The sequence below is a fragment of the Acidobacteriota bacterium genome (genome assembly GCA_016208495.1).
Lineage (GTDB): Bacteria > Acidobacteriota > Blastocatellia > Chloracidobacteriales > Chloracidobacteriaceae > JACQXX01.
Genome location: JACQXX010000112.1, coordinates 44,004 through 68,579, shown reverse-complemented (window position 1 = coordinate 68,579; position 24,576 = coordinate 44,004). Strand labels below are relative to the sequence as shown.

The 24,576-nt window shown below is 52.0% G+C and carries 12 protein-coding genes; 9 read left to right on the top strand and 3 right to left on the bottom strand.

Annotation, left to right across the window (positions count from 1 at the left end):
• Positions 1–130 precede the first annotated feature (130 nt).
• Positions 131–1,300, bottom strand: coding sequence for an acyl-CoA dehydrogenase family protein (locus tag HY774_23395; GenBank protein ID MBI4751436.1), 1,170 nt, complete (start codon positions 1,298–1,300; stop codon positions 131–133).
• Between the two features lie 169 nt (positions 1,301–1,469).
• Here HY774_23395 and HY774_23390 point away from each other — a divergent pair, with 169 nt between their 5' ends.
• From HY774_23390 to HY774_23370, 5 genes are all read left to right on the top strand, one after another.
• Entirely contained in the window at positions 1,470–2,999 is a 1,530-nt protein-coding gene (locus HY774_23390; GenBank protein MBI4751435.1) for a S8 family serine peptidase, read from the top strand.
• A 92-nt stretch (positions 3,000–3,091) separates the two neighbouring features.
• Positions 3,092–4,489, top strand: a complete 1,398-nt coding sequence (locus HY774_23385; GenBank protein ID MBI4751434.1) for a metallophosphoesterase — start codon at positions 3,092–3,094, stop codon at positions 4,487–4,489.
• A 64-nt stretch (positions 4,490–4,553) separates the two neighbouring features.
• Positions 4,554–5,957 (top strand): hypothetical protein, encoded by a 1,404-nt coding sequence (locus HY774_23380; GenBank protein MBI4751433.1) that lies wholly within the window; start codon positions 4,554–4,556, stop codon positions 5,955–5,957.
• A 518-nt stretch (positions 5,958–6,475) separates the two neighbouring features.
• Complete coding sequence (locus HY774_23375; GenBank protein ID MBI4751432.1) at positions 6,476–8,095, top strand: response regulator; 1,620 nt, start codon at positions 6,476–6,478, stop codon at positions 8,093–8,095.
• A gap of 45 nt (positions 8,096–8,140) precedes the next feature.
• Complete coding sequence (locus HY774_23370; GenBank protein MBI4751431.1) at positions 8,141–9,880, top strand: iron ABC transporter permease; 1,740 nt, start codon at positions 8,141–8,143, stop codon at positions 9,878–9,880.
• An 82-nt stretch (positions 9,881–9,962) separates the two neighbouring features.
• Here the strand turns inward: HY774_23370 and HY774_23365 are convergent, their stop codons facing one another.
• Both HY774_23365 and HY774_23360 read right to left on the bottom strand, forming a co-directional pair.
• Positions 9,963–10,877 (bottom strand): sulfotransferase, encoded by a 915-nt coding sequence (locus HY774_23365; GenBank protein MBI4751430.1) that lies wholly within the window; start codon positions 10,875–10,877, stop codon positions 9,963–9,965.
• A 38-nt stretch (positions 10,878–10,915) separates the two neighbouring features.
• Positions 10,916–12,214, bottom strand: a complete 1,299-nt coding sequence (locus HY774_23360; GenBank protein MBI4751429.1) for a glycoside hydrolase family 1 protein — start codon at positions 12,212–12,214, stop codon at positions 10,916–10,918.
• Between the two features lie 274 nt (positions 12,215–12,488).
• Between HY774_23360 and HY774_23355 the strand changes: the two genes are divergently transcribed.
• The 4 genes from HY774_23355 to HY774_23340 all read left to right on the top strand — a co-directional run bounded on the left by HY774_23355 (position 12,489) and on the right by HY774_23340 (position 24,438).
• Positions 12,489–16,106 (top strand): protein kinase, encoded by a 3,618-nt coding sequence (locus HY774_23355; protein MBI4751428.1) that lies wholly within the window; start codon positions 12,489–12,491, stop codon positions 16,104–16,106.
• A 161-nt stretch (positions 16,107–16,267) separates the two neighbouring features.
• Positions 16,268–18,721 carry an SBBP repeat-containing protein gene (locus tag HY774_23350; protein ID MBI4751427.1) on the top strand — a complete coding sequence of 818 codons (2,454 nt, stop codon included), beginning with the start codon at positions 16,268–16,270 and terminating at the stop codon, positions 18,719–18,721.
• Positions 18,722–19,059: 338 nt separating this feature from the next.
• Positions 19,060–20,115, top strand: coding sequence for an adenosine deaminase (gene add, locus HY774_23345; GenBank protein ID MBI4751426.1), 1,056 nt, complete (start codon positions 19,060–19,062; stop codon positions 20,113–20,115).
• 348 nt (positions 20,116–20,463) lie between these two features.
• Positions 20,464–24,438, top strand: coding sequence for a PAS domain S-box protein (locus tag HY774_23340; GenBank protein MBI4751425.1), 3,975 nt, complete (start codon positions 20,464–20,466; stop codon positions 24,436–24,438).
• The last annotated feature ends 138 nt before the right edge of the window (positions 24,439–24,576 follow it).

Here is a 24,576-nt window from a genome sequence, read left to right as displayed (position 1 = left end):
AACCCTGAACCCTGAACCCTGAACCCGATTTCAGTGGGATTTTATTTTCTTCTGGGTCCCTAAGTAATGCCGACAAAAAAAGGCACTCCCAGTGTGGGAGTGCCCTTTCAAGTGTTGGGGAAGGGAACTTTTATTTAAATGCCTGAATGCCAGTGACTTCGTTGCCGATGATGAGGGTGTGGATGTCGTGTGTTCCCTCATAGGTCAGCACTGATTCAAGGTTGTTCATATGGCGCATGACTGGATATTCGCCGCTGATGCCGTTGGCGCCGAGAATGGTGCGGGCGGTGCGGGCGGTTTCGAGCGCCATGGCGACGTTGTTGCGCTTCGCCATTGAAATATGGGACGGCGTGACTTTGCCCTGATCTTTGAGCCGGCCAAGGTGGAGCGACATCATCTGACCTTTGGTGATTTCAGTGATCATGTCGGCCAGTTTCTTTTGCGTAAGCTGGAAGCCAGCAATTGGACGATCAAACTGGATGCGCGACAGTGAATATTCAAGCGCGGCGTTGTAGGTTGCCATGGCTGATCCAACTGCGCCCCACGCGATTCCGTATCGGGCCTGATTGAGGCACGAAAGTGGTCCGCGTAGTCCTTCGACCTTGGGCAGAATATTTTCTTCCGGAATTTCGCAATCTTCAAAAATCAGTTCCGAGGTAATTGAAGCGCGCAACGAGTGCTTACGCTTGATTTCCGGGGCTGAAAACCCAGCCGTGCCTTTTTCGACCAGGAAGCCACGGATGCTGCGGCTATCATCACCGGTTTTGGCCCAAACCACGGCGACATCCGCAATCGTGCCGTTGGTGATCCACATTTTGGCGCCGTTGAGCTTCCAGCCGTATTTGGTCCGTTCGGCACGAGTTACCATACCGCCAGGATTGGACCCAAAATCCGGTTCGGTCAGGCCGAAGCAGCCGATTTTGTTGCCTTTGGCCATTTCGGGCAGCCACTTGCGTTTTTGTTCTTCAGTTCCAAACGCAAAAATCGGATACATCACCAGCGAGCCCTGCACTGATGCAAAGCTCCGCACCCCGGAATCGCCGGCTTCGAGTTCCTGCATCACCAGCCCATAGGCGGTGCTGTTCATTCCAGCGCACCCATATTCTTCGGGAAGGTTGGCGCCATACATGCCCAGTTCGCCCATGGCTTTGATCAATTGGGTTGGGTACACACCCTGTTCATAGGCTTCCTCGATAACTGGCAGCACCTGTTCTTGAACAAAGCCACGAACCATCGAGCGAACCATCAGTTCTTCTTCGGTGAACTGCGAATCCAGGTTAAAGTAATCTACATTTCGCATGAGATAAAACTCCTCAAAATTTCGGACCAGAATCGGTCAAAGGTTGATCACTCCCAACGGCGATGGGGGAAGAAATGAATGCGTTGCAATAAGGTGAAGCGATATGATGAGAACGCCGTCAGAATGAAGGTTGAATGCAATGCGAGAGAATACCACTGGAATTTTCATTATGCTACCTCGACAAGTAGTCTGTAGTGGCTTGTTTGCTATCTTTTGCCTCAATGTTTGGCTTGGAGTTTTCGCCAATCCGACCCCACCCGCTCACGCAGGTGGTACTGACCACCCTGACCCCTGCTTGAGCGGCTACCGCCTCGACCTGGTTCCAAACGATCCGTTTTATTCCAACAACGGGAACATTCGAACTGACTTTCAACGATGGGTTTTTGATGGAATTGAAACTGACCGCAATCTGAACACTGAAACGGCCTGGGGTTTAACCACCGGTCAATCTGACGTGGTGATTGCCGTAATTGACTCCGGCGTTTGGCTGGAGCATCCAGACCTGAAAGAAAACCTGTGGCAAAACGTGGGTGAAATTCCAGCCAATCGAGTGGATGATGACCAGAATGGCTTTATTGATGACATCAATGGGTGGGACTTTACAGCGAACACGCCGGATCCAAATCCAGATTTGGGAAATGGGCTTGATGACGATGGAAATGGCCTGGCCGATGAAAACACCGCGCATGGAACAATTGTGGCGGGGGTGATTGGGGCTCGCGGAAACAACCGCACTGGCATTGCTGGTACTGCCTGGCGGTGTCAGTTGATGGCACTCAAAGTTGCACGGGATGATGGTCCCGTGGCGGAAGATGCGCTCGCCTCCGCCATTCGCTACGCGGCTGAAAATGGCGCGCAGATTCTAAACCTGAGTTTAAGTCGAGGGACGGTGAGTGCTGCCGTTCGTGAGGCAATTGAATTTGCCCAGGCGCAGGGTGTGCTGGTGATTGCTTCCGCCGGGGATGAAAACACGGCTTCGCCACGATTTCCGGCCCGGTTACCGGGTGTGATTGCCGTTGGGGCAACCGACAGTGGCTTTCGCGGCGCGCCACGTGGGTTTAATGGATCAGCCATTGCCGAACGGGCTGTATTTAGCACATTTGGCCCAGCGGCGGTTGATGTCGTGGCACCTGGATTTGCGCTGTCAACTTCGGTCCTGAGTGCGTTTGACGCCTTATCAGGCAGTGGGCGTCCTGGAACACCGGTCTACGCGTTTAGTGCTGGCACATCAATTGCTACGGGCTATGTGTCAGGTCTGGCGGCATTGATTGTGGCACAGGCCAAAACGCAGAACATTGCGCTGACGGCGGAAGAAATTCGCTACCTGATTTTAACGGCAACCCAGGAACTTCCCGATGACCCAGACGATAAACCAGATGCTGGAAAAACCTGGGCGGCACGTGGTCGGGTAGATTTCGTCAAGGCGCTCAATGCTGTACCAACGCGGGGTGTCTTGCCGCTCATCCGAACCGTGGTTTTCGATGCCGGAAGACGTCGGTTGACAGTGCAAGGTGACAATTTTCCGGAATCTGACACCATCGTGACACTCAATGGTGTGCCACTTCCGTTGGAAAATCACCGCTACCGAACGCTGAGTTCGGGAATTGCCCGGAAATTGATCGTGACCAGCGTTGATCCCAATCAGCTCCCGGCTGGAAAATCAAATCCCAACACTCGACTACTGACTACTGACTACTGACTACTGACTACTGACTACTGACTACTGACTACTGACTACTGACTACTGACTACTGACTACTGACTACTGACTACTGACTACTGACTAAAATTATGGAAGTTGTACCTGGATTGATCTCACTAACCAGCATCAAGTCCTGGATGCTGGTCGCTGGTTTACTGACTGGTATCCTGGCCGGTCAGTGGTATTTGCACCGCTGGTTTCAGCAAATGGCCAGACTGATGCGCTGGCAGGGAATTCATCAGTGGCTCAAACCAGGCATCACTGTCTGGTTTGTGGCTTTGAATGTTCCTTCGTTCTGGGTTTTGGGATGGTTGCTCTATCACGGTATTCCATATCCGTATCTGGCTGGCCCCGCGATTGATGCCTTGCCAACCCTGGTGGCCTTGCCATTTACCGTGTGGCAGTGGAGTTCGCTGGCTTGTGTCGGAGTCCTGATTGGAACCCAGGTCAGTCACTGGTTCTGGAAGAAAAACCAGATTTGGCGGGCTCGCCGCCGATTGGCGATTCGGACCACAACCAAAGCCCAACCAGCCGCCCCCGGAGCTCTCCAACCCGTTCCCCAAGTTTTGGAATCAGTTCCAACCCCAGTCCCCACCATTGTCCTTCCAGGTGAACCAACGCCGCCGATACCACGTCCGGCAGTTGGGCGACGAGAGTTTATCCAGGCGGCATCGCTGGCCTTGACCACCTCTCCATTTTTGGTCTCAACCTATGGAGCGTATGTCGCCCGCGAAAGCTACCGGCTTGAGCGGTTATCGTTGACATTACCCGGAATGCCGCCGGAGTTGCGTGGAACGACGATTGTGCAGTTAACCGATGTTCACGCCGGTGTGTTTATGGATCATCAGCGATTGATGGAATTTGTAGACGTCGCTAATGGTCTGAATCCGGATTTGATTGTCTTGACAGGCGATTATGTGCCGTATTCGAGCACCTGTGTGCCGCTCTTTATTGGCGCTTTTCGGCACCTCCGGGCCCGGTACGGGGTGTATGCCACCCTTGGGAATCACGACCTGTTTACCAATTCAGTGGATGCGCTGGCGGAAGGCTTCCGTAATCACAACATCCGACTTCTCATCAATGAACAGGAAACCATCTGGATCCGCGGTGCCAAACTGAACCTGATGGGCATTACCTATATTCCGCAGTCGCGCCACGAACGCCTGGCGGATTTGACTTTTGACTCGGCGATGCGGAGACTGGAAGTGCGTGACACATCCATTTTGCTCTCCCATCAGCCAAACGTTTTCCCGAAAGCGCTTGAACGCAACATTCCGCTCACGATTGCCGGACACACCCACGGCGGGCAAGTGAAAGTTGAATTTCTCGGTCAGGATATTGCCCCAAGTCGGTTGATGACAGATTTCACGGCTGGCCTTTACCAGTTTGACGGCTCTCAGTTGTATGTCAGCCGCGGCGTTGGTACCAGCGGCCCGCCAGTCAGACTCGGTTCGGTGCCGGAAATCACACATATCACGTTGGTGTAGGCCAGGCCGAACCAAGCACCAAACACCAAGCATCAAACACCAAGTTCCATCCTGGAGGTTTTCCGTGAAATTTTTTGTTCCGTCCTTTCGTCAGTCCGTCTGTGTGATGGGCCTGGCTTCTGCCTTGATGATTTCGTCACTGGCGGGGCCTGGCATTTTGGCGCAGTCCAAACCGCAAACTCCGTCGGGCACGACAGCCAAAGCTCCGATAACTCCAGTTGAATCAGTTGATAAAGCCGCCGTGCTGGCGGCAACCGAAGAGATCTTCAAAGCGGTGAGCAAGCTCCGGGGACTTGAAATCAAAAAGGACGTCAAGGCTGGTTTTCGCAACCGTGACGAGCTTGAAAAAGATGTTCTGAAAGACATGGACGAATCAACTCCGGCCAGTGAGTTTGATGCCCAGGCCAAGTTGCTCGGCAAACTTGGACTGGTGCCGGCCAAATACAAACTCCGCGAAGAGATGATCAAGATCCTGAGCGAGCAGATTGGCGGATATTACAAGCCGCGCACAGGTGAATTTTTTCTGACGGATCGGACTGATCTGGAAGAACAGAAAATTGTGATTGCCCACGAATTGACCCATGCCCTGCAGGATCAACATTTTGATTTGCGCCGATTTGAGAACTTTCCCAAAGGCATGGGCGATAAGGAATCGGCCATTCATGCCCTGATCGAGGGCGAGGCTACCGTCGTGATGTTTGATTATCTGCTGGAACCATTGGGCGGTAGTGTTTCAAAGCTCCCGATTTCAATCACTGATATGTTGCAGGTGATGTCTGGTCCCGGCCTGGATTCACAGGAAAAAGCCCAGGTCCTGTCGAGTGCGCCACGGTGTATCCGTGAATCACTGACCTTCCCCTATTTTGTCGGTGCCGGGTTTGTGCAGGCACTGGTCAAAGAAGGTGGCTGGGCCAGTGTTTCAAAGGCTTATACCACCTTGCCGGAAAGCACCGAGCAGATTATGCACCCCGAAAAGTATCTGAAAGGGGAGTCTGCCACCCGGATTACACTGGCCGCCGCCGAAACCGTGCTTGGAAAAAATTGGAAAGCAGTTACCGGAGATGTGACGGGCGAGTTTGGGTATACCCTGATTTTGTCTGAGTTTTTGGATGAGACTGATGGTTCACGTGGCGCCGATGGTTGGGATGGCGATGCCTGCCGGCTCTATGAAAACACCAAAACCGGGCAGTTGTTTTTGGTTCAGCACACGAGTTGGGATTCCGGTGACGAGGCTAAGGAATTTTATGATGCCTACGCTGAACGAACGCGCAAACGCTACGCAGGCAGTAGATTTGCTGAAACCAAACAGGGATTTCAGGGCGAGACCAAAGAAGGTTGGGTAACCCTGCAGATAAAAGGTTCGGAAGTGCTGATTTTGGAAGGATTACCCACGGTAAAGGATGCCGGTACTATCTCCGCCTGGCTTTGGAAGGAAGATAAACGCGAGAAAACAAAGAACCGGGGCTGAGAAAACCAGAGCTCAGGGCTTGGGGCTGAAGACTCGCAAGCTCGGGGCTGAAGAAAACGGGTTTCATACCCTGAGCCCTGAGCCCGATATCTTCAGCCCGATGTCTTTCCGGTTTTCACCAAAAAATAACCTCAGGGCAATATTGGTGTAACACCACGACTCTACTGTTCGGCCCGGGTGAGCTAATACCAGTCTGGACTATGCGGCGAGCAAGTTTTCTTTGCTCGCCGTCTTTTTTTTCCATAAGCTGGATATCAGGTGGAACTGATCCATTTCATCGCAAAAGGTGGGATTTTATTGAATCAGGGGGCAGTTAGATTTTTCAAAATTCATAATTCTCAAATCTTAAATCCAGATGACCTTCCTTGACAGTCTTGTTTCGTGCCGGCTAAAGTCAGGGTTCTTCTTCTTTTTCCTCAAGCGAGTTCCAGGGCCAAACAATTTTTCATCCCAGCATGTAAATGCCGTTGTTTGGAATCTACGGGCAATGGTTTTTACCTGCTTCAGGGGAACCCCGTATGCGAGAGAGTCCTGTCATACTCGTAGCAACTGACAACCCCAGTCAACGCGCCCTCATCGTGTCGCTGCTCCAAAATGCAAAATATCGGGTCTATGCCGCCAGTAACGGGTATGAGGCGTTAGCCTATATTCAGGAAACAGTTATTGATGCCTTGATTGCCGATATTACCCTTGACGGAATCAATGGATTGGAAGTCTGCCGTCAATTGCGAGCCCAGCAAACAACCCGTCATATTCCCATCCTTTTAATTAGCCCTTCCGCAACGCGCGATGACGACGTGCTCTCAGCCTTACTGGCTGGATCCGATGATTGTCTGGCCACGCCATTTCGACCCCAGGAATTAACCCTCAAGCTTAGACATATGTTGGAACGTCAGCACTGGGCGGTTGAACGGCAACGAGTTGTCGAAAACCTGGTTTGGCTGGCCAACAGTACCGACTTGTTTTCAAGCGGTGAGCAGCCCAAATATGAGTCTCCGCCAGAGCCTTCTCCAAATGGAAAAGTATCTGGGGTTGAGGATACCTCTGAACTTCCAACCCCGACCGAACTTTTTCGATCTCGTCCTTCAGAAACCGAATGGGACGAAGTTGAAGATGCCATGCAGCAGGCGCTCCGGTATTTTCAGGAAGTCCATAGCGGTGAAGAAGAGATCCTCATTCGCTCAGCCATGTCGCGATTATCAACTGCCGTGGCCCAGGCCAGCCTGTACCGTCAGGCTCGTTCGCATGTGGCCGGATTGCAGGAAGCCAATGAAAAGCTCAAGGAACTGGACCGCCTCCGCAGTGAATTTACCAACGCCATTGTTCACGATATTCGTTCGCCGCTGGGCAGTGTCATTTCAACGCTTGAGCTGATTGAAATGGAATTGCAGGGCAAGAAACCGGATATGGCCGAATTGCGTGAGTTGATCAATGGCGCCCGTCAGGTTTCCGAGAAAATGATTAGCCTGATCAACGAGTTACTCGACTTTTCCAAAATGGAAGCTGGGGTGTTGCAACTGGAATTTGTCCCGCTTTCACCCCATGAAATCATTCAGGAAGCTGGTGAAACCTGGGCGGTTGTGGCGAAGCGGAAAAATGTGACGTTGGGGTACGGGTGCGACACCAATTTACCGAAAGTGATGGCCGATGCCCGCAGCATTCAGCGCGCCTTGATGAACTTGCTCTCAAATGCCATTAAATTTACCCCAGAAGGCGGACAAATCTGGATCGAAGCCCGCCTGGTTGAAGGCCAGCAAGTTGATACTGGCTATACTTATGTTGTGATCAGCGTGATTGACACCGGGGAAGGGATTCCAGCTCAGGAACTGCCATATATTTTCGATCCTTACTACCAGGCCCGGAGTCGAACTGGCTCGATTGGGACCGGATTGGGGCTGGCTATTGTCAAGCGAATCGCCGCGGCACATGGCGGCAATGTCTCCGTGCGAAGTCAGGTGGGCGTGGGAAGTGCTTTTTCAATTGTCTTACCTGTGGTCGTGCCTTCGGTTCCAAAATCTGAGGCCACCCCGGATTTTACGACGGATGATACAAACATTTTACACGCTGAGCCTTCCGCAATCGAAGATTCCTCTGTATTGTCTCACTCTGCGCCGGCTGTAGCCCCGAAAAGGGTTTGAAGATACAGCCGCAACCCAAAGTAAATCCAATAGGTTGAAAGAGTTGTGACAAATTCTCCTGAAAAAACTTCCCTTGCTTCTCAAGCCGGGCAGTCTGGTCGTGTCTGGCGGGGGATACTCCGCCGTGGGCCATATTTGTGGGTTCTGATCCCGGTCGGCATTGCCTTGATCTGGGGTGTTATGTTGCCACTTGGGGCGCTCCTGGTTGAAAGCTTTGTTGATGCACAATCTCGATGGGGCATTGCGGCCTACACCGAGGCTTTTTCCCAACCGACATTTTGGGAAAGCGTGGTCAACAGTGTTGGAATCTCGGCCATAACCGTGCTGTGTTGTGCCCTGGTCGGAGTTCCACTTGCTATCTTTCTGAGTCTGTTTGACTTTCCAGGTCGCCGGATGCTGGCCGTGATGGCCAATCTGCCACTGGTTTTGCCGCCACTGGTTGGAGTCCTGGCCTTTCTGTTTCTGTATGACGAAACAGGATTGGCCACCCGGCTGGTGATGAAGGCTTTTCACCTGGAGACGCCGCCCTGGTCGTTGCGTGGTCGAGGGGCAATTATTGCGGTGCATACCTATTCAATGTATGCCTATTTTTATAGCTTTACCTCGGCAGCACTTGAGCGGGTTGACTTTTCGCTGGTTGAAGCCGCCCGCAGCCTTGGTGGTCGGCCACTGGCTGTCTGGCGGCGCATTGTATTGCCGCTGCTCAGTCCGGCATTTGCTGGAGCGGCACTGCTGACCTTTATGACTTCGATGGCCAGTTTTAGCGCCCCCTATTTGTTTGGTGGTGGGGTTCGGTATTTGACCATTGAAATCTTTAATGCTTACGCCAACCGTCAGTTTGAGCTGGCCATGGCCGAGAGTGTGTTGCTGGCGTGCATTTCAATTCCGATGCTTGTGTTCCTACAGCGTTTTGAAGGAACACGGCGGTTTGCCAGCGTCAGCAAGGGCACGGTTCGGCGGCGGCCACTGGTTTCGCAGTGGTCCCGAATGATGGCGTTGGGTGTATCCACCGCCGTGGTTTTGTTTTTGATGTTGCCGCCGGCAATGCTGATTTTGCTGAGTGTCGTCGGCGAGGGAAGCTGGCGCACAACGCTGCTCCCAACCGAATACACCCTGGCTCATTATCAATCAACACTGACCGAAGCTATTGCCTATCAACCAATTCTCAATAGTCTGGCGATGTCGCTGCCGGCGGCGGTTGCGGCTGGAATTTTGGGCAGTCTGGTGGCCTATATGGTGGTCAGGTTGCGGTTTCCAGCCCAGCGGTTGATGTCTGGGCTGGTACTGGTGCCGTGGGTTCTGCCAGGAACGGTCGTGGCACTCTGTGTGATTGCCGCCTATCGAATGCCGCACTGGTACTCAGCGGGGCAGGTGCTGGTTGGGACGTTCTGGATTTTACCCTTCATTTATTTTTTGCGAACCTGGCCGCTCGCCACCCGTGCCGTGCAAACCAATTTTGAGCAATTTGACGCTTCGCAGGAAGAAGCCGCCCGGACGCTTGGCGCCGGTTGGTTCCATGCCATGCGCCGGGTGGTGTTGCCCCAGGTCTGGCCCGGATTGGTCAACGGGGTGACGCTGGCCTTTGTGACGTTGCTCGGAGAATTTGCCGCTTCGGTCCTGGCTTTTGTGTTCCGAAACCGTCCAATTTCGGTTGAAATTGCTTCCCAATTGCGAGCCGCGAACCTGGGACAAGCCGCCGTCTATGGTGTGGTCCTGATGATTTTGATGGGAGCGGCATTAGGTGCCGGAGAATTGCTCAAGCAAAAGTGGCGACCCAAAAAATAAGGAGTCAGTACCACCTGCGTGAGCGGGTGGGTTCGCTTCGTTTTCGTTTCCACCCGCTCACGCAGGTGGGACTGACAAATCGTTAGCTATCAAAGGTGTAGCCCTTCAGAAATGGGTATTTAGCAATTTCATCGGCCACTGTCTGGATTTGTTCTGGTGTCCATTTGAAGCTGTTGCGGGACTTATTGGGTGAGGAATACACGATGCTGGCGCAATCAGTCAGATACTCTTCAGTTGGTTCAACGCCTAAAAATCGGCATAGATCCGCCACGGTTTGTTTGGGGTTGGCAATCAGATCTTCGTGCCGGAGGTCATACATATCCTGCGGTGGAATCTCCTGTTTGACTGATTGAATCGTCTTGCTGAATTTAAAATACATCTTGATGGCATCTTCGATAGAGAGGGCCTCTCGATCAACGCCCAGGCGATCAAGTCGCTCTGCCGCCCGCCGTTTAATGGTTGCAATGTTGTCATATGGGTTGCGAACCACGTGGATGACCCGCATCGGCATTTGTAGAGTCTCAACCAGCTTGCTCACCAGATGTGGGTGTCGCATGAGGGTTCCAGCCGAAGCACCGCCTTTTTTATCCCCAATCACTTTCAATTCGCGAAATCGTCCATTCCACTGGTTTGGAATGTTGTAATCGTACCCCGACCAGATTCGGCCTGCCCTGGTAAAGTCTTCAGAGCGCTTTAAACACAAGTAAAATAACTGGTTTTTGGAAAAGCCCTTATCCACATATTTCAGGGCATGCAGTTCCTGGGCGATGATGATTTCTGGATGCGCGTCGAGCAATGACCCAACCAGCGTATGCCCGCTGCGTGGGTAACCAAGGAACCAGCAATAGTTTTGAATGCTGGCAAAGGCTTTGTCATAGGCTCTGGCTTTAAACTTTGAGGTGGCATACAGATACCGCCAGCCAAGCCGGTCCCAGCCAGCTCCGGCTGGGTGTAAGTAATGGTGTTTCAGACGTTTAACAAGTTTGTGCTGTGCCATTGAAGAGGGCTTTCTGAATTCAAAGGGAAGAGTTGGTCTTATGATTTCACCAGGTCAGGTGACAATCCGTTGGCTTGGCAAATTTGAGCATAGAGTTGACCACTGGGTTTGATTCGCCGGTGCTGGGTTTGATAGTCAACTTCGACCAGCCCAAATCGTGGCGTAAACCCTTCAGCCCATTCAAAATTGTCAAGCAATGACCAGTGAAAATACCCGGTCACGGGACTGCCGTCGGTGATTGCTTGATGGAGTGCGGCAAGATGGTCAATCAAAAATTGCGGGCGGAGTTCGTCGGTGTTATCCGGAATTCCATTTTCGGTGATGATGATTGGAACGCCACATTCTTTCAGGTCAGTACAGAGCCGATACAGCCCATGAGGGTATATTTCCCAGCCAAAATGCTGTTGTTTGGCGTTTGGGGCCGGGAAGTTGCGTCCGCACAGGGTTTCCGTCTGAGTGATGTCAAAGGCAACCAGGTCGCGGCTATAGTAGTTGATCCCAAAGAAGTCCATGGGTTTGGAAGGACCAGGAAGGCGTTCAAACCAGCCTAGCGGTGGCACCAGTCTACCTGAAGTTAACGCTTTTGTAACCGCATCATTCAAAAAAAAGCTTTGAATTCGGGCGGCGTTGATATCGAGCGGCGATGATGGATTAGCCGGGTCAAAAATCCGAATGTGATGGGCAATGCCAACCTGAGCCGGGCATTTGGCCAGCGTGTGCAGGGCCTGATAGGCCGCCGCGTGTGCCCGCATCATATTTCCAGCAACCCGAAATCCACGGACCGGGTCAATCACGGCTGGCGGCCACTGCTTCAAAAAATACCCCATCACGACATAAATCATGGGCTCGTTGATGGTGACCCAATATTCAACCAGATCACCTAAGGCCCTGGCCACTTCGGCGGCAAAACGATAAAAGTATTTGACGACCTGTGAGGTTTCCCAGCCACCTTTGGCCACCAGCCATTTGGGGTTGGTAAAATGATGGAGGGTCACCATCGGGGTAATGTTTCGATCCCGCAAAGCCTGAAGGACAGCCCGGTAGTGCTCAAAGGCATCTTCATTCCAGACCCCTTCTTCAGGTTCCAGCCGGCTCCATTCAAGCGAAAGCCGATGGGCGTTCTGGTGCATTGAAGCCGCGAGGTCAAAATCCTCGCGAAACCGGGCAAAGTGGTCGCAGGCCGCCCCGGAATGGGTCCCATCGTGAATCGTTCCTGGTTGCTGTTCAAACTCCCACCAGTCGTTATTGGTGTTCAATCCTTCAACCTGATGTGATGATGTGGCAGTTCCCCACAAAAACCCAGGCGGAAACTTCAGAAGTTGAGATGATTTGGCCACAATGGAACTCCTTTGCGGGCTTACGGGCTTGCGGGCTAATTCTGTTGATACCGGATTCATCACCAGGGTTCAAGCTGAAACAGAGTGACAGGATGACAAGGTGACAGAATGACAAGGTGACAAGGTGACAAAGTGACAAGGTGACAGGGTGACAAAGTGACCAAACTGTTTCACTATTTCACTACTTCGCTACTTCGCTATTTGATTGACTACTCGCTACTCGCTACTTCGCTACTTCGCTATTTCGCTATTTGCTTAAAAGAGGTCTGAACCAGTGATTGATTCCAGTCAAGCCAGGCTGATTCTTGAACTTGCATTGCAGAAAGGGCTGATTGATTCAGAGCAAATCAGTTTGTGCACTCCAACCGGGTACACTGAACCGGAGGTTTGGTCGGCGCGGCTGAAAGAAGTCGTGCACAAGGGAATCTTAACTGAAGAAACGGTGCAAACTCTTTCAAACGAAGTGGTTGCATTTCGTTCGCTCCAGACGCAGGCCCCAGATGACACCCTTCTGATGGCACAATCAGGTTCGGGAACTATTACAGAGACCACCCTTGCTTTTCAGCCAGCTTCTGAGCCGCTTCATCTGGCAAGTGTCAGTCAACTTCCGACCCAAATGGCCACACCAGGCGCCACGCCACATCAATCAGCGCCAAAATCCGGGATCAATCGCGAACTTGAGTTTCGACAGGTTGGGCGGTATGAAATTGTCCGTCGGATTGGCGAAGGCGGCATGGGGACGGTGTATGAGGCGTTTGACCCGCTGTTAAAACGCCCGGTGGCACTCAAGTTTTTGATCAAAGATAACCCGACGCTTGTCCAGCGGTTGCTAATGGAAGGCCGCTCGCAGGCCCAGATTGATCACCCCAATGTGTGCCGGGTCTATGAAGTCGGCGAATTTGAAGGCCGGTATTTTATCGCCATGCAGTATCTGCCCGGTCAAACCCTGGATAAAGCCATGGCCGGATTGTCGGTGGAGCAAAAAATCAAAATTATGGCTGAGGTGGCCGATGCGCTCCAGGCAGCTCATAAAGAGGGGCTGATTCATCGCGACATCAAGCCACACAATATCATTGTCGGTACGGGAGAGGATGGGTTGCTCAAACCCTACGTGATGGATTTCGGACTGGCCCGGCAGGTGGCGGCCAGCGGCATGACCGTTGAAGGGGCGCTGTTGGGCACTCCGTATTATATGTCACCCGAACAGGCTCGCGGAGAAACCGACCGGCTGGACCGACGCACCGACATCTATAGTTTGGGCGTGACGCTCTATGAATTGCTTTCCGGCAAAGTTCCCTTTAGCCAGGGGTCCATTATGGAGGTGTTGCTCAAAGTCATTCAGGATGAAGCCCCGGCGCTGCGGACCCTGGATTCGCGTATTCCGGTTGATCTGGAAACGATTGTCATGAAGTGTCTGGAGAAAGAGCCACAGCAACGCTATGACTCAGCCCGTGCGCTCCAGGATGATTTGCTCCGATTTCTGGCCGGCGAGCCGATCCAGGGCCGACCGGTTTCGGTCTGGTTTCGGGCCAAAAAACTGCTGCATAAACATCGGGTGGCGGCCTCAATTGTGGCGGCGGCGCTTGGGATTGGATTGTTCTTTTTGGTCAGCGGGGTTCACGCGCTCTGGCAGGCGCGTCAACAATCTGAACTGGCACGACAGTTGGGGGAACGGGTCAAGGAAATCGAGACCATCATGCGCCACGGTCATATGTTGCCGCGCCACAACATTGCCCGCGAGGAAGCCATGGTTCGCGAGCGGATGCAGGCCGTGGAAGCAACCATGAACCGCTTTGGAAAAATCAGCGAAGGTCCCGGCCATTATGCCATTGGTCGCGGACATCTGGCTTTGGGCGAATATCAAGCCGCCCGCACCCATTTGGAAGCCGCCTGGAACAATGGATATCAAACTTCAGAAACCGCCTATGCTCTGGGGCTGGTTCTGGGTGAATTGTTTCAACAGCGACTCGACGAAGCCAAGGCCATTTCCAATAAAGAACTCTATCAGGCTGAGGTCAAAAAGGCGGAAGAGGAACTCAAGCAGCCGGCACTCAGATATTTGCAGCAAGGGCATGGGGCAACGGGCGAGGCGACCGAATATGTTGAAGCCCTGATGTACTGGCATGACCGAAAATGGCCGGAAGCAATCATCAAAGCTGAAGCCGCGTTGAAGAAAGTTCCCTGGCTCTATGAAGCGCAACGCCTGATTGGCCAAATCCATCTCGATCAGGGAAACCAACGCCTGGAAGCTGGCGAACATGACGCAGCACTTAACGATTTGAGACAGGCTGGGGCCGCCTATCGCCAGGCCCAAACCATTGCCGAAAGTGACCCGGAAACCTATAAACAACTTGGATGGGTGGAATTTCAAACTGCCCGGCTTTTGATTAACACTGGGAAACCGTTTCAGGTCGCAATTGATCAATCAGTGGCGGTGTGTGAACAGGGAATTGAGGTGGCGCCAGAGAAGCCGGATCTGTATCTGGTCAGTGCGAATATCCACATTCTTCAGGCTTTGACAAAAACCGAAAAAGGGGAAAGCCCGCTCACTGAACTCGAAACTTGTATTAAAAAAGCCAGAGCGGCACTGGCCGTTGATCCAAAGAACGCCTTTGGATTTCGAATGTTGGGCGATGCCTTTCGTCAGCGTGGTGTTTATGTGATGGATCAAGGCCAGGATCCCACCACCGACTTTCGGACTTCAATTGAATTTAATCGGCAAGCAATAGCGGCCAGGCCCAGTCAGGGCCTGAATCATCTCTATTTAGGGTGGGCATACTGGGCACAGGGTGAATTTCAACTTGTGAGGGGTGAAAACCCGACCCAGGCGTATGATTTAGCGGCCGGGTGCTATACAAAAGTTCTGGAACTATCAGTTCCAACCGCCAGAGTTTACAACAGTTTAGCCAATGTATGGCTTTCAAAGGGCGAGTACATGGTGCAGCAAGGGCAAAATCCAATGGCAACGCTCAATCAAGCCATTGATACCTACAACCAGGCCCTCCGGCTCAACCCCAATTTGTATAGTGCACTCATCAATGCCGCCACGGCATATACCGACATTGTTGCGTACAAAATTGACCATGGTCAGGACCCAGGTGTTGAGTTTGAAGAAAGCATTCGGTTTTATGAGCGCGGAATCGCCGCCAACCCAAAGAACGCGATTGCCTACAATAACTTTGCCCAGGTGTATATGCAGAAGGCCCAGTATCTGGCTGATCGGAAGCAGGATCCGATTCCACTGCTCAATCAGGCGCTTGAAACACTGGCCAAGGGGCTCAAAATCCGAGATAACGATGCGTTTACTTATCTCTACATCGGACGTGCTCAGTTGATTCAGGCCAATTACCAAACCAGTATCAAACAAGACCCAACCGTTGCGTTGACCTCTGCCATTCAGGCATTTCAACATGCACAGGGACTCAACCCGACATTCTTTGAAGCCTGGTCGCACGAAGGTCAGGCCCAGGCCATTGCCCTGGAATGGCTGCTCGACACGGGGCAGCCGTTTTCAGAGCGTATTTTTGCCAAAGCCCAAACTGTTTTTCGAAAATCAATTGAGTTAAATAAAGAATATTCCGCCGCCCATAACCAGCTTGCCAAATTGCAGTGGCTCCGGGCTCGCTGGCTCATTGCTCAGAAAAAAGATGCGCTCGCGGCTCTGAATTCAGGTTTGGAGGAAATCAAACAAGGGATTGATCTCAAAGGTGATAACCCGGAATTTTACATTACCCAGGGAAAACTGTTTGCATTGAAAGCTCAAATCCAAAAAGATCCAGTTCAGGCAAACCAGTTGCAAGAGCAAGCCCGTCAGGTATTTGCCAGAGCCATCGAACTTAATCCCGAAGTCAAAGCTGATGTTGAGCAGATACTCAAAGAGTTGACCCGATAACCGGGTTCCGGGCCGAAACCAAGGGATGAGGGATGAGGGATGAAGAAAATCCTCTGTCACCTTGTCATTTGTCACCTTGTCATTTGTCATTTTTGTCTTTTCTCAAAACCATGATCTATTTTCACTCTTATCGTTTTTTCCGTATCGTGCTGAATTGTTTGATGATCGCGCTGCTGTGTGTCACGTGGCTTCCTGGTCAGGGGCAAACACAGGCGAGTCAGATGCCGTCTCTCAAGCCTTCATCTGTCCCAACCTCGGCAGTTCTCAATGCACTCCCGCTGACATTTGAGACCAATCAAGGGCAGTTTTCATCTGATGTGAAATTCCGGACCCGAATCGGTCAAGCCAATGCTTTGCTCACTTCATCGGGATTGGTGTTGCAGCAGCCAAACAATGACCCTTCTTCGCAAACCATAAGTGCCCTGCGGTTTATTGGCGGGGCCATACATCCCGAGATGATTGGCGAACACCCACAAACCTCGCGGTCAAATTACCTGTTTGGTTCAAAAGAAAGCCAGTGGAAACGAGACATTCCGCATTTTGGAAAGGTCCGCTATCGCCGTGTGTATCCGGGCATTGACGTGGTTGTCTATGGCAATCCGAACCAGCTTGAATATGACTTTATGGTGGCACCCGGAGGCCAGACTGATTCGATAGTGCTTGGATTTGAAGGTATTGACCTGCTTTCACTTGATCAGACTGGAAACCTGATTGTGACTGGAAACTCAACCACAACGGTTCATCATAAACCCGTTGCCTACCAGATGATTGGCGGACAAAAACGGCTAGTGGACGCCCAGTACCAGCTTGATTTCCCCCAACCCCCAGCCCGACTTCTTCAGCCCGATTTCTTCAGCCCGACTTCTTCAGCCCGGCTTCTTCAGCCCTCAGGTTCCAGCCCCAAACGTGTTCGCTTCAAACTCGGCACCTATGATCCAACCCAGCCGCTGGTGATTGACCCAACCGTGAGTTTTTCAAGTTTTCTCGGCGGCGGGTTCCCGGATGCAGCCTTTGCCGTGGCTGCCGATGGTCTTGGCAATGTCGTGGTGGTTGGTACCACACTGTCAATCAATTTTCTGACTCAGTTTCCACTCCAGCCGGAAAATGCCGGAGAGGCCGACATCATTGTGGCCAAAATTGATACCGTCTCGGGACAACTGGTCTTTTCGACCTACTTTGGCGGCAACCGCTTTGACGAAGCACGTGGGGTTGCCATTGATCGGGAGGGCGGTATTTATATCGCCGGACGAACCACGTCACTGGTGTTCCCAACCACAGATCAGGCATTTCAAAAAGAAAACAAGGGCAATAGCGAAGGCTTTGTTGTCAAGCTGAATTCCGGAGGATCAGCCGTTGAGTTTGCAACGCTTTTGGGTGGAGCCGGTCGTGATGAAATCCGAGGAATGGCCCTGGACGCTCAAGGAAATCCATATGTCACCGGGTTTACCCTCTCAACTGATTTCCCGGTGAAAAATGCGTTTCAACCACGTGACGGAGGCGACTCGTTTACCGATGCCTTTGTGACCAAATTGAATCGCACTGGAAGCGAATTGATCTATTCGACCTATCTTGGCGGAAACGAAGATGACCTCGGGGCGGACATTGCCGTGGACCAGAAAGATGGGAGCGCCGTGGTGACCGGATACCTCAATTCAAAAAATTTCCCCCTGAAAAATCCGACTCAGACGACATTTAGCGGCGGTCTGTACGATGTGTTTGTGACCAAATTCAGTCCAGCGGGTGATGCTCTGGTATTTTCGACCTACCTGGGCGCGACTGACCAGGAACGCGGCGCGGCGGCTGGAGTAGATGAATTTGGAGATGTCTATGTCACTGGATTTACCGGTTCGCCTGATTTCCCGACCACGGCGAATGCGCTCCAAAAAGACCTGCGCGGCGTGTCAGACATATTTGTGACCAAATATAGCCCAACCGGAGGGCGCATCTTTTCGACCTTTTTTGGAGGTGCCAAAGACGAACAGCCATTTGATATGGCGATTGATGCGCGCAACACGATTTATCTGGTCGGAGTAACCACCTCGCCTGATTATCCGCTGACGAATCCGATTCGAACTGAACCTGGAAACGTTGACAGTTTTGTGACCCGGCTCAGTCGCACCGGAGATCGGGCAATCTATTCGACCTATTTTGGCGGTGCCCAGGTTGACAACATTTTTGGAGTGGCGGCTGATGCTGACGGCAATGTCTATGTGTGTGGCCAGACGACATCCGATGATCTGCCGCTGGTTCATCCCGTCCAAATGACCCGTGCCGGCGTTGGAGACGCCTTTATCAGCAAGTTGTCTGACCCGGCGGATTTTTCACTCAACATTGCCGTTTCAGCAATTACACTCCAACGAGGCAAAAAAACCAGACTTGAATTGACCATCAATCGCTTTGGCGGGTATGACGATCTGGTCACGGTGACGGGACCTTCGGTGAAAGAGTTTGGACTCAAGCTCAAACCCGGTGTGATTATCACCCCAGAATCACAGGCCGTGTTTACCTTAAAAGCTAAAGCCACTGCGCAACGGGTCACGCGAATTCTGACCTTTACGGCCACGGATAATTTTGGCCGTACCCGAACCCTTCCGATTACAGTGACGATTCAGTGAAGAGCAGGGCGGTTTTGCACCGCGAAGCGTTGCAGTTCGGATAGCCGGTCGGTTGGCCGCTTTGGGCCTACCACCGGACCCAAGCGCCACCCCTGGTTTCTCCCCGCCTGGTCCGTGCCCCGTAGGGGCACGGACCAGGCGGGGAGAATTGGAGAGACCGAACCTTTTCCGGTGGTAGCTCGCAAAACCTCGCAACCGACCGGCTATCCGACCGGCAGTCCTTCGGAATGCTCAAACCAAGTTCTGAGAATCACCCCAAACTCAAATGAACTGACGGTGAAATTACTGCTGTAAGAACCAAGAACCAAGAACCAGGCTTGATGAAAGGATCAGCTTTCATGTATCAAGAACACCAACCAATCCAACATAAACTTTCTGATTCCGAATTTATTGCCCGACTGCCGAAAGCCGAGTTACACGTTCATCTGGAAGGCTCGCTCCCACCGGCAACCGTTTTGAAACTGGCTGAAAACAATGGATTGCGGCCTCCATTTGAGACACTGGAGGACTCGGCGGCCTATTTCCAGTATCGGGACTTTCCTCATTTTTTGGATATTTTTATGGAAGTCTGCGGGTATCTGCGGACGCCGCAGGATTATTACCTGCTGGTGAAAGACTTTCTGGCCGATGCCAAAGCCCAAAACATCCGGTATCGCGAAGCTTTCTTCAGTCCAACCATGCATCTGGGAAAACCCGGTTTGTCTCAGGACGCGCTGCTTGAAGCCCTGGCTGCCGGAGTCAAAGACGGATATGCCGAACACGGCGTCGAACTCCATTTTATTGCCGATATCAGCCGCCAGTTTGTGCCCGAAGCTGACCCGGTGGTTGATTTTGCCATTGCCGGGCGAGCTGATGATTTGTTTATTGGGGTTGGGATTGGCGGCGCCGAAGCCGGATTCCCACCGCGTTTGTTTGAATCACATATGAGCCGCGCCCGGGCTGCCGGACTCCATTCCGTTGCTCACGCCGGTGAAGCCGCCGGGCCGGAAAGTGTCTGGGAAGCCCTGCGCGTGACCAAATCTGAGCGACTGGGGCACGGTGTGCGCAGCATTGAGGATGCCGCGTTGATTGAGTATTTGCGCGAAACTCAGACGCCACTCGAAGTGTGCCCCACCAGTAATCTCTGTACTGGCGTGTATGAAAGTTATGCGGCGCATCCCTTGCGCCAACTCTGTGACGCCGGACTGGCTGTAACGATTGGTTCTGACGACCCGCCTTTTTTTGGGAGTTCACTCAGCGACGAATATGTGCACCTGCTTACTGATTTTGGGTTTTCACGTCAGGACGTGTGTCGGCTGAGTTGCAATGCGATTGACTATTCTTTCCTGCCTTCAGACCGCAAAACCGCCTACGGGCGGGAGTTTGAGCGTGAGTTTCGGGCGCTTGGCCAGTGATGCCCTTTTCCGACGTGCCCCATATCAAACCGTCTGTAAACATTGCTGATTTGATATGGGGAAGTTTTGGCAAAACCTGGAAAAACTTCATCATAACGCCTTGCTCATGGGGAAAAGACAGAGTACAAACTATCTATCCCTAAATGTTTTGCCCACATTGATTTGCATTGCGTCACCCCGGTGCTGCCAGTCTTGCCGCCAAGTTAATGACTGCCTTCAGTTCAGGCAAAGCCACAGTTTTTCTGTTTTCATTATCCTATATTCAAAGAAGTAATTCCCAGGCCGGAATTCAACTACTCGACGGCTTCCCCCTTCTTTCCGCTTTTGGCCAGGGTTATGGAGGTCTTTATGGAAGGACACGACTCCCCCAAGCGTGAAGTTCTTGTCACACCAATCAGTCAATTCGTGGATCCGTACCGGCTTCTGGTCGAGGCAGTCAAGGATTATGCCATTTATCTCATTGATCCAAACGGCTATGTGTCAACCTGGAATGCGGGTGCTGAACAAATCAAAGGGTACAGCGCCGATGAAATCATCGGGTGCCATTTTTCCTGTTTTTATCCTCCGGAAGACGTGGCGAGAAATCTGCCGCAACAGCGTCTTGAACAGGCGGTTGCCCAGGGCAAAGTGGAAGATGAAGGCTGGCGAGTCAAAAAAGACGGTACACGCTATTGGGCCAATGGAGTGATTACGCCGATGTTTGATGACAAGGGAACCGTGCTTGGTTTTAGCAAAGTTTTGCGTGATCTCTCAGAGCACCACGCCAAGGAACAGAAGATTCAGGAACAACAAATGATCCTGGCTGGGATTATTGACACGGCGATGGATGGCATCATCACGGTTGATGATACCTATCGAATCATTATGTTTAACCGGGCGGCTGAAGCCATGTTTCTCTGTTCGACAACCGAAGCTCTCGGCCAGCCCCTCGACACATTTATTCCCGAGCGATTTCGCACCTTACATGCCCGGCTTGTCCATACTTTTGCACAGTCAGAAGTCGGCTTCCGGAAAATGTCCAATCCCCGAATTATCTATGGATTGCGGACCAACGGGGAAGAGTTTCCACTCGAAGCAACCATTTCGCAAACCACCGTTAACGGACGCAAACAACTGACTGTCATCTTGCGAGACATCAGTTACCGGCAACAATCTGAGATTGCCATTGCGGAAAGAGGAAAATTACAGGAGCAGTTATCGAAACTGACGGAAGTATTTCCCGGGGCGCTCTTTTCTTTCCGCCGCCACCCCGATGGTTTTTATTCGATGCCTTTTATTTCGGCTGCGGTATCGGATGTGTTTGGGGTGATGGCTGACAAGATCCGGGATGATGCGGCCCTGATTTTTGAGGGAATTCATCCAGATGATATTGAACAGGTCAACCAAACCATTGCGGATTCAGCCAGATTGATGACGTTGTGGCATCATGAATTCCGATTTCAGCACCCAGGGAAAGGTGAAATTTGGCTTGAAGCCTGGTCGGCCCCAGTCAGCGAACCTGATGGGGGCATTTTGTGGCACGGGATGGTGGTAGATGCGACCAGCCGGAAGCAAGTCGAGGGTACCCTGCGCGAAAACCAGCACTATTTGAAACAACTGATCGAGTGTCTGCCGCAAATTGTCTGGACCTCTGATGAAAACCAGAAATGTACCTATATCAGCCCGCAATGGTGCGAATATACCGGGCTTTCTGAAACCGAGGACATTTTCAATAGCTGGGAAAAATTTATTCATCCTGATGATTGGGCTCACATGCCACACTTGCATCATGCGGAAACTGAGGGGCGGAACCTGTTTGATGCGCAATATCGGCTCCGCCGGGCGGATGGGGTATATCGCTGGTTTAAGGTACGGGCCATTCCATTCCGCGATCAATCAGGAAAGATTGTGAAATGGATTGGCACCAGTACCGATATTGACGATCAAAAGCAAACCGAAGCCGCCTTGCGCCAGTGGGCTGACGCTTTCGAAAATTGTGCGCATGGCATTGCCATCGGAAATCCGACCACCAACCGCATTCTGGCCTGTAATCCAGCTTTTGCGCGCATGCATCAGCAAACTGTTGAGGAGATTGCCGGCTTACCGATTCTGGAGGTCTATGACCCGGCTGACCATGAGTATGTCAAGCACTGTATCGCCGTTGCTGATCAACTTGGGCAGGTGCAATACGAAGCCCGCATGCGTCGCAAAGACGGATCAACCTTTGATACTCAACTGGATGTGGTGTCGGTGCGTGATGAAGATGGGACGTTACGCTACCGCGTGGCGACGATACAGGACATTACTGAGCGGAAACGGGCCGAACGTCGCCTCCTGGCCCAGGGGATGATCAGTCGGATTCTGGCCGAAGTTGATACGCTCAGCGAAGCCGCACCCGAAATTCTCCAGACCCTGTGTGTCTCAGAAAACTGGGACGGCGGTGTCATTTGGGAAGTTGATAAAAAGAACCATCGGCTGCGATGTGTCGAGGTCTGGTCAAAGAGTGACCCTTCCTTTGCCGGGCTGATTGATCATGCCCAAACCTTGACCTTTGGCCTGAATATAGGGCTGCCTGGGAAAGTATGGGCAACTGGTGCCCCACTCAGAATCGAGGAGATTGGGCAAGACCCTGATTTTGCATGGGCTCATCCAGCACTTCAGGCTGGAATCCGTAGCGCCCTGGCCTTTCCAATTATTCACCAGGGAGAGATCGTGGGTGTGGTTGAAGTATTGAGCCGGGAGATTTCTGATCTGGACCGGCCAATACTGACCCAATTGGGTATACTGGGGAGCCAGATTGGACAGTTTCTCGCCCGGAAACGTGCCCAGGAACAGGTTCAGCGGTTTGTTTCCGGGAGCCCATCGGTTATTTTTGCGCTCAAGCTGGAAGACACTGAGTGGATACCAATCTGGACCAGTGAAAATATCTTTGATTTGACTGGATATTCTGCTGACGAAACCAATGAGCCTGGCTGGTGGGCCAGACACATTCACCCGGAAGACTATGACCGGGTAATCGAGACCCAATCCACACTGAAAAAAACGAACCATCTGATTGTGGAATATCGGTTTTGCCGTCGGGATGGTACCTATTTTTGGGTGCGGGATGAAAAACGGGTTCTGTTTGATTCGAGCAATCAACCAACCGAAGTTGTCGGATCCTGGTCAGATGTCACCGAGCGCGTCCGGTTGGAAGAGCAATTCCGCCAATCCCAAAAGATGGAAGCGATTGGTCAACTGGCCGGAGGTGTTGCCCACGATTTCAACAATTTGCTCACGGTCATTATCGGCTATAGTGATTTGCTGTTGGCTCGATTTCCAGCCAGTGATCCCAAACGGAACACACTCATTGAAATCAAACATGCTGGTGAAAAGGCGGCTGAATTAACCCGACAATTGCTGGCGTTTAGTCGCAAACAGGTCCTGGAGCCAAAAATTCTGGACGTCAATGACATTGTCGGTAATATTGAAAAAATGCTGCGGCGATTGATCGGTGAAGATATTGTGTTAACCACCCTGTTGCCGCCACATCTCAGTAAAGTCAAAGTGGACCCCGGTCAGCTTGAGCAGGTGATTATCAATCTGGCTATTAATGCCCGGGACGCCATGCCACAGGGCGGTCAACTGATCATCGAAACCGACACCTTCGAATTTGACGAGGCATATTGTGCCTTACGACCCGGATATAACCCCGGCTGGTACACCCAGATCTCAATGACCGATACGGGATGTGGAATGAACTCTGAGGTTAAATCCCATATCTTCGAGCCGTTTTTTACGACCAAAGAGCAGGGCAAAGGTACGGGGCTCGGGCTGGCAACCGTGTTTGGAATTGTGAAACAAAGCGGTGGCCACATCGAAGTGTACAGTGAAATGGGATTTGGCACCTGCTTTAAAATTTATTTGCCGGCGGTTGATGCCGGGTGGGTTGCTGAGGCATCAGGCGATCATGGTGAATCAGTTGAGTCTGGGGCTGAAACCATTTTGCTGGTTGAAGATGAAGACGTGGTGCGGACGATCACCCGCCTGGCACTGGAAACATTTGGGTATCACGTCATTGAAGCCCAAAGCGGCACCCAGGCTCTGGAACTGATAAAAACCCTGACCACTCCCGTGGCCTTGCTCCTTACCGATGTGGTCATGCCTGAGATGAATGGCCGCCAGCTTGCTGAACACCTGCAACCGCTTTTTCCGGAACTCAAGGTGCTATTTATGAGTGGCTACACAAACAATACCATTTCTCAACATGGCATTTTAGGTGACCAGATTGCCTTTATTCAGAAACCCTTTACGCCAACACTCTTGGCAAAAAAGGTACGTGAAGTGTTAGCCGAAACCAGGTAATATCAGGGAACCACTTTTCATTCCTGTTGTCCCGGTTCATTTCAAGCTCGACCGCGTATCCGAGAACTCACTCCCTGGTTGCCCCGATTGTGTTGTTTTCACCCAGAAAGTTGGCTGTTGAGACCCTTCAATGCTTAT